General features: G+C 37.4%; 11 protein-coding genes and 1 pseudogene. 7 read left to right on the top strand and 5 right to left on the bottom strand.

Going from position 1 to position 12,454, the window contains the following annotated elements; translation table 11 throughout:
* Positions 1-149 precede the first annotated feature (149 nt).
* A complete protein-coding gene (locus tag H5203_RS00230; RefSeq protein WP_182732085.1) occupies positions 150-458 on the top strand; it encodes a DUF6419 family natural product biosynthesis protein in 309 nt (102 codons plus the stop codon).
* Positions 459-715: 257 nt separating this feature from the next.
* On the opposite strand, the gene bktB is transcribed toward H5203_RS00230, so the two are convergent.
* Positions 716-1,909: a beta-ketothiolase BktB gene (gene bktB / locus H5203_RS00225; protein WP_182819168.1), complete on the bottom strand. Its 1,194-nt coding sequence runs from the start codon at positions 1,907-1,909 to the stop codon at positions 716-718.
* 322 nt (positions 1,910-2,231) lie between these two features.
* Between bktB and H5203_RS00220 the strand changes: the two are divergent.
* Positions 2,232-2,444 (top strand): annotated as a pseudogene (locus H5203_RS00220) (hypothetical protein); the annotation flags it as partial.
* 338 nt (positions 2,445-2,782) lie between these two features.
* Positions 2,783-3,154 carry a hypothetical protein gene (locus H5203_RS00215; protein WP_182758789.1) on the top strand — a complete coding sequence of 124 codons (372 nt, stop codon included), beginning with the start codon at positions 2,783-2,785 and terminating at the stop codon, positions 3,152-3,154.
* 1,282 nt (positions 3,155-4,436) lie between these two features.
* On the opposite strand, the gene H5203_RS00210 is transcribed toward H5203_RS00215, so the two are convergent.
* The gene (locus H5203_RS00210) at positions 4,437-5,954 is read right to left on the bottom strand and encodes a Calx-beta domain-containing protein (RefSeq protein WP_182819167.1); all 1,518 of its coding nucleotides are present in this window, start codon (positions 5,952-5,954) and stop codon (positions 4,437-4,439) included.
* 297 nt (positions 5,955-6,251) lie between these two features.
* Complete coding sequence (locus H5203_RS00205) at positions 6,252-6,449, bottom strand: hypothetical protein (protein WP_145233335.1); 198 nt, start codon at positions 6,447-6,449, stop codon at positions 6,252-6,254.
* 81 nt (positions 6,450-6,530) lie between these two features.
* Between H5203_RS00205 and H5203_RS00200 the strand changes: the two genes are divergently transcribed.
* Positions 6,531-7,028 carry a GNAT family N-acetyltransferase gene (locus H5203_RS00200; protein ID WP_182732081.1) on the top strand — a complete coding sequence of 166 codons (498 nt, stop codon included), beginning with the start codon at positions 6,531-6,533 and terminating at the stop codon, positions 7,026-7,028.
* Between the two features lie 80 nt (positions 7,029-7,108).
* Complete coding sequence (locus tag H5203_RS00195) at positions 7,109-7,987, top strand: alpha/beta hydrolase (protein ID WP_182732080.1); 879 nt, start codon at positions 7,109-7,111, stop codon at positions 7,985-7,987.
* Between the two features lie 439 nt (positions 7,988-8,426).
* Here H5203_RS00195 and H5203_RS00190 read toward each other — a convergent pair whose 3' ends face one another.
* Complete coding sequence (locus H5203_RS00190) at positions 8,427-8,948, bottom strand: TetR/AcrR family transcriptional regulator (protein ID WP_182819166.1); 522 nt, start codon at positions 8,946-8,948, stop codon at positions 8,427-8,429.
* Positions 8,949-9,058: 110 nt separating this feature from the next.
* Between H5203_RS00190 and H5203_RS00185 the strand changes: the two genes are divergently transcribed.
* Positions 9,059-9,298: a hypothetical protein gene (locus tag H5203_RS00185; protein ID WP_145233341.1), complete on the top strand. Its 240-nt coding sequence runs from the start codon at positions 9,059-9,061 to the stop codon at positions 9,296-9,298.
* Positions 9,299-9,322: 24 nt separating this feature from the next.
* On the opposite strand, the gene H5203_RS00180 is transcribed toward H5203_RS00185, so the two are convergent.
* Complete coding sequence (locus H5203_RS00180) at positions 9,323-10,531, bottom strand: porin (protein ID WP_182732078.1); 1,209 nt, start codon at positions 10,529-10,531, stop codon at positions 9,323-9,325.
* A 301-nt stretch (positions 10,532-10,832) separates the two neighbouring features.
* On the opposite strand from H5203_RS00180, the gene H5203_RS00175 reads away from it, so the two are divergent.
* Positions 10,833-12,419 carry an ABC-F family ATPase gene (locus tag H5203_RS00175; protein WP_145233417.1) on the top strand — a complete coding sequence of 529 codons (1,587 nt, stop codon included), beginning with the start codon at positions 10,833-10,835 and terminating at the stop codon, positions 12,417-12,419.
* The last annotated feature ends 35 nt before the right edge of the window (positions 12,420-12,454 follow it).

Here is a 12,454-nt window from a genome sequence, read left to right as displayed (position 1 = left end):
TATTGATAAATCAAAAAGTTAGTTGAAACCTGTTAGGTGGAATACGATTTTTGATAATACAGCTATAAATAGCTGGTGGAAAAAAGGCACGATAAGGTGCTTTAAGTTAAGCTATATTGAATTAACTGTTAAACACCATGGAGGATGTTATGTTTAAAATAATAATTGGTTGTGCTGTCATATTTTCGTTTGTTTGCATGTTACTCGCCGCTGCACCTTTTACGCCTGCGATATCAGGATCATTTATTATGCTGTTGTTTGCAGGAGCTATTGGTTACAAGGGCTACCTGCAATCAAGTTTAATACTGCTGTTAATTAATACGCTGGCGGTTATTGGTAGCCCAGCTACAGATATAGACAACACTGATGCATTACTGTTTTTACCAATATTATTTTTAATCTCATTTGGTGGTGTTTTATTAGGCGTAAGAAAGTTAACTTTAAAACACGTTTTGTAGACGAATGGCTTGCTGAGGTTTGAAGTAAAGCGTTTGTTATTAACCTATAAGGTGTAGCAGCGCTTTGCTCCCTTTGTGAAAAAAGCCTTTAAAGAGCTATTTGCACAAAGAAAAATGAAAGAGGAGCAAACGAGAAGAAAAATAGCCTTTCACATTGTTTGTTTCCTCTAACAGCAAAGCGTCTCTTAGTTCTCCTTGTGAATAAAGCTCTTATGTTTAAACTAATGTGGTATCAAATAGTTGTTACAAACTTAGAATCAAAGCGCTTCAAAAATGGCTGCAATGCCTTGCCCACCGCCAATACACATTGTGACTAGCCCATATTTGCCATTAATTCGTTTGAGTTCGTACAAGCATTTAGTTGATAAAATTGCGCCCGTTGCGCCAACAGGGTGGCCTAAGGCAATTGCACCGCCATTCGGGTTTACCTTATGCGCTGGGAAATTTAACTCGTTGGCAACGCACAGAGCTTGTACTGCAAAGGCTTCGTTAGACTCAATTACATCCATATCATCAATGGTTAAGCCTGTTTTTTCAAATACGTGTTTTACCGCAGGAATTGGGCCGGTGCCCATTAACGAGGGATCAACGCCCGCTCTGGCATAACCTATTAATCGACCAAGCGGTTTTAAGCCTTGCTCATTCGCTTTTTGCTCAGACATGAGTACCAACATGGCTGCGCCATCGTTTATACCTGATGAGTTTGCTGCGGTAACGGTTCCATCTTTTTTAAAGTAGGGCTTTAAGGTAGCGAGCTTCTCGGTTGTGGTATCGGCTCGCACGTGTTCGTCAGTATCAAAAATATGGCTGCCACTTTTTGATTTGATTTCAATAGGGAGTATTTGCTGTTTAAAATGGCCTGCAGCAATCGCTTTTGCTGCTTTGTGATGACTTTGAGCTGCGTAAGCGTCTTGCTGGTCGCGGCTAATAGTGTATTTATCTGCAATGTTTTCAGCGGTTATTCCCATTGGGTTATTATCCCATGGGTCTTGTAATGTGGAGGTGAGTTCATCTTGCATGATGCTATTCCCCATTTTTTGCCCCCAGCGATTACTTTCGAGGGTATAAGCTGAGCTACTCATGCTTTCAGCTCCGCCAGCAAGGGCTGCGTCTACATCACCTAATTGTATTTGTTGTACTGCTTGTATAATGGCTTCAAGACCAGAGCCACATAATCGGTTGAGAGTTACTGCGTGACTACTAATAGGTAACCCCGCATCTAGCCCAATGACTCTTGAAAGGTATGCGTCTTTAGGGCCGTTATGAATTACTTTACCGACTACAGTGGAGCCAACTTGGTTGGGTGATAGCTTGGCTCTGGCTAGTGCTTCTTTCGCACATAGAGTGCCTAGCTCGGCGGGCGTGAAATGTTTAAGGCTGCCACCAAAGCTGCCGATAGCGGTACGAACTGCGCTTAATATAACTACGCTATTGTTATTAAGTTTTGTCATTATTTTCTCTTCTTATTTTTAAACTTTATTCGCTTTGTTATAAATGAAGCTACTTAAGAACCAAAGGGATCTAAATTTTAGGTAATTCATCAAAACACAATTAAGCAATAAACAAAAGTAACAGCCGTATCCTGTTTGTTAATAAAGCCTATCAATTTATTTGAACATATAGATAAGTAATATGGCTTTTTCTAGATTTTAAAATAATTTATTTAGTTGGGCTCTCATTTTAACGATAACCCAATGTTTAATTTATAAATAATAAATAAGTAAGACACTCACCTTAATTTTTGCATTTTACAAAGCTAAATACTAAGTTTTAATTAGTGTGAAAAATAATCATGGTGCCGCTACAAAGTATTATCACTGTATTTCACGTTGTGTTCGCCGAGCATTTTTATGTGGTGAAGACTGCTTTACAGGAAAGTCTTATGAACATCGCAGAGGGGGGAAAGGCAAGTTACTTGCTTTAGTCGCAAAGACATTTTGTATTTATATATGTGCTAACGCCGTAATGAATAACCAGCAAAATGTAGCAACGTTAACAACAGCGAAAAACTACTGGCCAGTACTTATACCCAGCTAAAACGTCAAATATTGCCCCAAGGCAAGGGTTTGCATGTCAGTAATTTTGGATTTGTAGAATAAAAGCTTCCCAAGATAATTGTAAATGTAATTTTGAATGAGTTTTAGGCGGTAAATTGATTTGATCTGAACTTATTTGATGCTATTTTTAGGTGATTTTAAAATGGGGGTGTCATTTTTACTTGTTACACCGCTTCGCGGCATCAAAATTGTCGTAAAACTCAGCGTTAGTTCTCAAGGATGAAAATTTTGAAAATAATTGTAGTTTGCATTTTACTCGTATTGTTCGTGTTCTATTGGATTCGTCCACTGGCTAACCCTGACATTACAGAATATTATCCTCCAATCATATATTCTGATGAGACCTATTTTTCAATTACGATCCCTGTGGAAATTGATTTAAAGGATGGTAAGCGATCATTCACAGAGTTGTTTAATGCCTATGGTTTTAGCGGCAATGGCCCATCTATAGAGCAAGTTGTGAGAGCAAATACACATTTTGCATCTGTTCAATTTGATAGCGAAGGTGATGCATTTGTTATGTATACGTCAAATGAAGAGCAGTATTTGTCGATTTTAAATGAACTACGCTGTATGGAAGAAATTGCCTGTTTAAAAAAGTGGGTTAAAACCGCGCGATGGGTGTTGATTAAAGAGTGAGAGCAAATCGGATAGCCGGGGGTCTCTAACATCAAGCCCCAGACTGCTCATCATGCGCTTTTTATTAATAGCAAGTGCAATGGGCGGCTCATCTCCCATCATGAATATTGATCCAAATATCTTTCAATGACACTAAACCTTGTGACGCTAAATAGTCATTGCCTAGCGCAATGTTAATGCCTTTTGTTTTTGAGCTTTGACAAGAGCTTTCGCTTCCAAGCGCCTACTTTTGGTACTGGTGATACCACACTATATGGATATGGCGAGTCGATCACTAACCTTCAACTTGATTAAACTGCGTATCTAATTAGTGCGTACTATTTTTATAAAAAGCACCACTGTCGCCTGTAACACATTATTACTAAACGGGGGATCTTGTGTTCTAAACCCACGGTTAGTCGATAAGCGTTGGAAGACTGCAAGTAAGTTACATCGACAAAATGAAGCTCAAAAAGACAGCTCAATAGGGCGATGAAAGCTTTTTATTTAAGGAATGGTAAAAGGTTAGGCTGTAATTGAGCCTGTTTGCTTGTAAGTAAACTGTGCAATATTACAGTTAAAAATGCATGAATAAATTGACCTTACTCGGAAAAACGAAAGTAATGCTTTCATTGCATTATGCGGCAACTTTATTGTCTTGTTCATAATATAGAAAAGCTACTTGCTTAAAACGTCAACCAAACAAAAAGCTGCGCATTGCAATAATGCACTTTTTAGTGTGTTTGTTATTTAGGTTTTTTATCATGAGTTGTTTATTTGCATGATAAATTGAGAGCATGTTAGGGGACACAGTAAAATTACCAGATAAAAATCATGTTTAGTCTGAGATTATTAAAAGTGGGTGTCTATTTTATTGTTATGGTGGGTATTGCTAGTGGTTAATACTAGTCGTGTTAAGTTACTGACCATTTATAGCGACAGATAAATACAGTGATAACAAGGCAGGAATTTTGACATGTAGTTGTTCTCGGCAATTGCTCCTGCATTGCTCTACCTCCTGCATCCATGCAGTCGTACATAAAAAATCACTAACGCAGTCAGCACTTTATTTAGCCCGCTAGAATGGTTAAATATTTAAGTCGATTGGTATAAGGTATGGCTGAGTTACTCTCTTCACCCCCACCACTTTATGGTCGAATTAACGCGTTACGTTAATTTTCAATTTAGACGTTAAAAAGCCAGCGATGCTGGCTTTTTTTGTGGGGTAAATTTGATAATGATAAACAGGAAAGTTATGAATTACCTGAACCTTGGGTAAGGGATTTATTATCCTAAGTTCAGATTAATTACAGCCTTTTTGAATTGGTTGTGTTGTGACATTTACGACGAAGTCATTGTAGTCTCTGTCGTTTTGATCTTCCCAATATTGCTTAGTACCACTGGCTTTATAGGCTGTTTTAAGATTGTTTGCATTACCGTTCACGGAAAGTACGTAAACGATTGAATCACTGGCTTTAACGTCGTAATAACCTGATGCTCCATGCTCATCTAACAATTTAATATATTGGTTATTAACCTTAATACCCCAATCATTATTATAACCAGAATTTTCAGAGATAAAAGAGTAACTGATCCGTGTGTAATTCTCGGCAATACACTGAGCATCATCATTTAAGATAGACGCTGGTAGAGAACTTGAACCAGTTACATTAAGCTGAGCAACGGCATTGACGGTAAAGGTTTTAGTTTCACTATAGTCATCGTTATCAATTGTTGGGATTGTAAATGAAGCAGTTGTTTCACCTGCCGCAATAGTAACGACTTGATCAGAGAAACTGTAGTCGCTACTTGTTGCTGTTCCTGCTGAAGTCGATACATAAATATCACTATCTTGTTCATAACTATTGCTTAGCTCTAGTTTATAAGATAATGCGCTACCTTCGTCTACTGAATCAACAATCGGTACAATAGTAAAGCTTGGAATATCTGACACGGTGCAAACTGGTGCATCGTAGCATGCAACTGATTCGTTAAAATTAGTTGCTAAATCATTTAAACGTACTGGAAAATCTGCAACATGGCAGGTATTACCAGTGTTTTTATTTACTTTGTACAACTCAGATTTATTAGAATGGCCTAGATCAGTTAAAATAGTTCGGCTTAATACAATATCACCTTGCTGGTTAAGTGCAGCGCCTGTGACAGTCGTTAAGTTGTGATCAGATAATTTTGTTGCCGTAAGTTCCTGCACATTCACAGTATATAAACTTGTACTGGTGACTAAGATTAATTCACCATTTTTAAATACCATGTCACCACGCCAGATACCTTGGTCATTTTCAAGGCCTGTAATATTTCCAAGTAAAGTTGTTTCGCTAGTTTCAGGATCGATCGCGTATAGCTTATCTTTATATGATCCAAGTAAGCGATTATTTTGTTGGTCATACACTAAACGATACATGTTACTTGTTCTGCCAACTTCAACATGTTCGTTTGTATCTAAATCAACATAGGCCAATTTGATGTACTTAAACTTACTGCCACTAATAGGTAGAGATTTGAGCTCTGTTGAATTAAAACCTAAGTGCTCAACATCTACTTGATATTCAATAGGGTGAGGTGCTGAGATGTAATACAAGCGATTTGTTTCCGGAATATGAGCAAGCGCTGAAGAGCTGTATTTAGCTCTAGAATGTGCTTGAGTTTGTTGTGTATATTCGTCTAGTTTAAATATAATACCGGTGTCACCGCGTCCAGCATTAATACCATAAAGTTGACCGTTACATTGGTTTGCATGCGCAACTTGCAAAGATGAAAGGATAGCAACAGACAGGGTTGTAATTTTTAGTGTTGTTTTCATTTAGAGTAGGCCTTTTAACGAGGATCCATTGTTACAGCTATAGTTAGTCTGAGGTAATTACAATTTGGTTTATAGCTGCCTATCCTTGTTCCCAAAATTGTATTGCTTAATTCCTATAAGCCGAGCGCATCCGTTATTAACCTCAAAGTATTGTACAATTATCCTAATGGTTGATTACAAAAGCAACATATCTTAACGAACGGTTGGCATTTATACACGAAATGCTGGCTAAATTGAGGTGTTTTATAATATTAAAGGCTTAATTTTGTATCTTTAACGGGGAATTTTAAGTTGTGGCTATTTTTGTTCACGAGCAAGCTGGTTAGGTAATAACTGTTCAATGATTTCACGTGCAGGTAACGTATAACGCACACCATCAAACATAACAGATGTAAATTCATTAATGCTAGTAATACCTGTAAGGGTCCAACCTTCACCGCGCTTTGGGCAATACACTGTGGTTGTAGGTTGTATTACTTTAAATTCGTCATTCATAATTAGCTCAGTTATTAACTTGTATGGCGGGTATCTTAAGGGAATAATAGCGGGCTTTAAAGCCGTAATTTAATTTTATTTATGAACAATGAGTTTGCACTAAGTCGAATCACATTAAAGCCAATTAAGCATAGGGACTGTAGTGCGTTGTGGGCTATTTTGTCTGAGCCGTTAGTTGCTCAGTTTAATGACTATGCAGTGCCACTTACGCGTGATGACGTAAAACAACTGATCCAAGATGATATTACTGGCATGTATGAAGGAAATACGCTGCGCTTTGGAATGTACTTATTAAATACGTCGACCTTGATTGGCTGCATTGGTTTATATGATATTGAAGAAGATACTGCTTGGTTAGGTTTTGAGTTGTCTCCAAATTATTGGGGGAATGGGTATATGTCTGAAGCATTAGCATTCTTGCTAACAAATATAAAAGCCGTTGTTAAGCTGTTAGGCAATGAGTTGAACATTACTAATTTAAAGGCTAAAGTGGCGGTAGAAAACACCCAAAGCCAGCAATTACTTCGCCGTTTTAAATTCACTCATGTAGCGAGTGAACAATGGGCGTATCAACTGTAAATCATACTTTGTTACATAACGGTAGTTTAATTAAAATACAGAAAGGGTATTGTTTTTAAAACAATCTTTACCTGAAAGCTATGCTTCTATTAAAAAAACTTAATCGCACTGCAATCATAATTCTATTGAGTATAGCCGCCTTCATTGCATGCACTATTGTCATTTATAAATACAACGCGCATTACACGTCAAATTTTAAAGACATCACAATTTATTCGCAGGTATTGGATGAAAATAGGAAAGTGTTTATTCGTTTACCTAGCAATTTTGAGCCAAATAAACGCTACTCCTTGATCATTAGAACCGACGGTAACTTCAATCTTACGCAGTGGGATTCAGTGATGGCTGAGCTACCAGCGCAGCAGGATACAATTTTGGTATCGATCCCCAATCAATTTTGGACCTTTACTAGAAATCGAGATTTAGTCCCACCGTATGCACGCCAAGATGTGAATACCCAAGCAAGACCAGCAAGTGAAAATTCACCAGAATTATTTGGTCAAGCTGATCAATTTTTGGCTTTTATTGAAGGTGAGTTATTACCGTATTTAGAATCACATTATAAGCTAGATAATAATCGTGTTTTGTCGGGCTATTCAGCAGGAGGGAGTTTTGTTTTATACACTATGAGTACAAAGCCTTGGCTGTTTAACGGTTATTTTGCATTTAGTCCGGCTGCTTGGTACGACGATATGACCGTTGTAAAAGAGTTTGATCGATTCTTATCGCAACGATGCCTCAATACAGACGATAACATACCGCTGTCGCTCTATATAACAGTAGGAGGCGCCGAGCATCCTTTAATGTTAAGTGCCTTTGCTGGTCTTAATAATAGCCTTAACATATATGCTAATGATATTATTTGGAATAGCAGAATTAATGAAGGTTTAGAGCACAGGGAAAACCCGGTGCATAGTGTTAAGCAGGCACTCGATTTCTATAATTCATCAATAAACTAATATGCTTAACTAAATAATAAGACAGTAATAAACCACAAAAGAACACATCATACTATATTTGTTAATTAAGATAACTCTGCATAAAAAGTTATTTTCAACTAAAAGCTATTAAGAAGAATTATGAGCTTGATAAATCAAAGTTAGTAATTCGATTAAACGTATCACAAGAGTTATGCTTATTTGGCTATGGAGGGATCTTCATTGATACAACGTCTTAAATCAAAAAATATCAGTAAAAAGTCAGTAATTGCAGCGAATTAGTAGGGGTTCAGAAGGTGAGTTTTATTTACACACTAACGACGTTTAATTTATCAATAGATAAGTTACAGAGTTTGCACTTAACCATAGAAAATCGCTATTACTTTAAGTTAAGCTTTTAACTTAAACAGAGGGTAAGTTAAAAGCTTAAATTTAATGCTAAAAGTGAAATAAGTTGTCGCTAAAGAATAGATATTTTGCTGGTGAGTTGGCGTAGCATTTTTTCAGGTTCTGGCGCAGGTTCATTTAACCCTGAAATAATGGTCATAAAATAACAATCTAACATCACACTTGCTTTTATATCGTCAAACTCTTGCTGTTCATCGAACAGCCGTTTTTTAAACTCACTCATATGCTGTTCAAAAAAATCGGCTTGCCAAATCATATCGCTTATCAATATTTTACTAAATTCAATGTTATTACAATAAAATTCAAATAACGGTAGGGCATAGTGACGTAACTTAAGCCTTGGTGCATGTTGGCGATCAGTTAAACTAGCCTGATGAATGATCGTATCTATTTGTTGCTGCATTCCTGCTTTTAGTAAGTCGATTTTATTTTCGAAATGACTAAACACTGTACCAACGGCCACATTAGCCGCTTTTGCGATTTCTCGTGTAGATGTATGAGCATAACCTTGCTCTAAGAATAACAGCCAAGCCGAGGTAAGAATTTTATTATAGGTTTGCGTTTTTTTATTCATTGTATATCAATTGATTATATTTAACTTGTGATAGTAAAGATGAAGTTATTTGAAAAAGTGACTGCGCTCAATTGTATTTATGAGCGCGCTCATTTAAGCAAGGAACTTATATGAACTTTATCAAACAAGTTATTGGTTACGGACTATTTATCCCATTTATTATTTTTTATTCTTACATGCTAGGACCATTACTTAAAGCAATTTTATTACCGGGGGGAATTTTAATGTTATGGATAATTTTAGGACCTAAGGAAGGTTATTTGGCTTTGACAAAAGCGTTTGCAACTAAAGGTAAAGCAAAAAAGTGTGATCGCAGCGGGTGGTTAATATTAGCAAAACAGGCTGATTAAATAATCAGCCTGTAAGTGTTCTAGTTATAATGTGTAATGAAAACCAAATGCAATGCCATCATCTTCTGATAGACCCATTTGATATTCTTGCTCTTTATCGGCACTTGAAAAATCACTAAAGTCTTTACGTGCTTCAATATAAAAAATCGTATCTTCGTCGAATAGATAGTGAAAGCCAAGTACTGTAAATTGACGTTTAAAGTTGTCATTAGGATCCGCGTTAAAATTTGGCTGGATCACGTAATCTGTTCCAGCATCATAGAGGTTATATGCAATGAAGGTACGAATGTCATTATCAAACTTATAAGATAATAATGACTCTACCCCAATCGCGTCTTTGATCAGACGGCCTAAGTTATCGGTATCATGATTTTCATTTTTGTTGATATTTGCGGCAAAATAAAGGCCATCATTGTTGAAATTACCCCAAGTAACACCTGCGCCATAAATAAAATCATTAACAGACTGAATACGTCCTGCTGCGTAATTTACGGTTAGTTCACCGCGGTTAAACCCGGCAGTAAGTTTTAAGTCGTCGCTTACAGAATAGGTAACGGCTGCCCCATAGGTTGAATTAAATTCTACTTGTTGAGCAAGATCACTGCCACTTTCCCACAATGTCTGGCAAGCAGCTTCTGAAATGGCTTCAATATCGCAGGTATAAAAATCATTATTTTTAAATTGCACTTGAGTTGCAATACTAAAATCACCAAACGTATTACGATACTGCAATAACTTATCACCGCGCCCGGTGCCATTAATTGCACCATCGTCTTTGTTGTAGGTGTAAACACCGGCTGCATTACCATCCCAAACTAGGCTATAGTTAGTACTATAAACTACGTCGTACCAAGCCCCCCATTGTTTACCTATTGTCACTTGGCCATATTTTTCATGCGCTATACCTATATAACCAAGTCGGTTATATAAAAATTCATCTTGAATAGATTCAAAGCGGTTGTTATAGATGATATCGCTACTGCCAACAGGGTTTACACCCCATTCTAATAAGGCTAAAGCTGACCACTGATCTTTTAGTTTGCGGCTAAAATCAAAGCTAATCCGTGATGCACCATTAACTATTTCAGTTTGCCCTTGTGTGTGGATTATTCTGGCGTCAATAAAACCACCGATGGTTAAATTGTTTTTTCCGTCATCATAAACTTCAACAGCGTTTACGCTCGGTGCCATCAAAGCGCTTGCGATAATGACCCCAATTAATTTTCTATTCATTTGATATTGCCTTGTGTGCTATCTATCATTGTCCTTTGGTCGCGCAGACTAACAAAGCTAAATTAATGGCTAAAGTGAAAAAATATCATTAAAAAATGATAGAGGAAATTTGAATTGTTAATTTCTGTTCCTTTTTTGTCCGGCGACAAAATGCGAGCACAATAAATTGATCCAAATTAGCTTATTTTAATGCGTTGCAGCTATAGCTCACAAAGCTAATAATTCATGGAAAAATAGGCCTATTTGGTTTACACTCCAGCCAATTTTATTTCTTTGATTTTCCCCGTTGGAGGGTAGCGCTATCATCAGTACAGCTAACATCACCATGCAATTTGGTGCTAAACCGTTATTTGAGAATATTTCAGCTAAATTTGGCGAAGGTAACCGTTATGGTTTAATTGGCGCAAATGGCTGTGGTAAATCAACATTTATGAAAATCTTAAGTGGGGAATTGGAACCGTCAGCTGGTAATGTAAGTACTGATCCAAATGAACGTGTTGCTAAACTAAACCAAGACCAGTTCGCTTACGAAGAATATTCAGTTATTGATACTGTAATAATGGGCCACAAAGAGCTGTGGGCGATTAAACAAGAGCGTGATCGTATCTATAGCTTGCCTGAAATGAGTGAAGAGGATGGCATGAAGGTTGCCGATCTTGAAACTGAGTTTGCTGAAATGGATGGCTATTCTGCAGAATCTAAAGCCGGCGAGCTACTAATGGGCGTAGGTATTGCAACTGATCAGCATTACGGTCCGATGTCAGAGATTGCTCCTGGTTTTAAACTGCGAGTGCTTCTTGCGCAAGTGTTATTTTCAGATCCAGATATCATGCTACTCGATGAGCCAACTAATAACTTGGATATTTATACTATCAAGTGGCTTGAAGATGTACTGAATCAACGTGATTGCACAATGATCATCATTTCCCATGACCGTCATTTCTTAAACTCTGTATGTACGCATATGGCTGATATTGACTATGGTGAATTGCGTATTTACCCAGGTAACTATGACGAATATATGTTTGCAGCAACGCAAGCTCGTGAACGCTTATTAAGTGAAAATGCCAAGAAGAAAAATCAAATTGCCGAGCTACAACAGTTTGTTTCGCGCTTTTCAGCTAATGCATCTAAAGCAAAGCAAGCAACATCTCGTGCCAAGCGAATTGACAAGATTCAATTAGATGAAGTTAAAGCATCGTCACGTCAAACACCGTTCATTCGTTTTGAGCAAGAAAAACAGTTATTCCGTAATGCCCTTGAATTAACAAACTTAGGCCAAGGTTTTGACGATATGCTGTTCACTGGCCTTGAAGGCTTAGTTGAAGTAGGCGAGCGTATCGCTATCATCGGTGAAAATGGGGTTGGTAAAACAACACTGTTAAATACTTTAGCAGGTCGTTTGGCACCGAAGCAAGGCGAGTTTAAATGGTCTGAAAACCACAATATCGGTTATTATGCGCAAGATCATGCTGATGAATTTGCCACCGATATGAACTTATTCCAGTGGATGGAGCAATGGCAGCAAGAAGGCGATGATGAACAAGTTGTTCGCAGTTTCTTAGGCCGTATGTTGTTCTCACAAAATGATATTAAAAAGTCTGTAAAAGTAATATCTGGTGGTGAGCAAGGCCGCATGTTATTTGGTAAGATTATGATGCATAAACCAAATATCCTATTAATGGATGAGCCAACGAACCACATGGATATGGAGTCAATAGAAGCATTAAACCTTGCGCTAGAAGCATATGAAGGTACGTTGATGTTTGTATCTCACGACCGTCAATTTGTATCCTCAGTTGCAACCCGTATTTGGGAAATCAAAGACGGCAAAATAATTGATTTCAGAGGTACTTACTCTGAATATTTAGCCAGTAAAGAAGGCTAAAGCTCAATTTACATACTGATCAAAAAGCCATGCTA

Source organism: Pseudoalteromonas sp. SG41-1 (genome assembly GCF_014164575.1).
GTDB lineage: Bacteria > Pseudomonadota > Gammaproteobacteria > Enterobacterales > Alteromonadaceae > Pseudoalteromonas > Pseudoalteromonas rhizosphaerae.
Note: the sequence above shows the minus strand (reverse complement) of the source record. Positions and strands in the feature narration are given on the sequence as shown.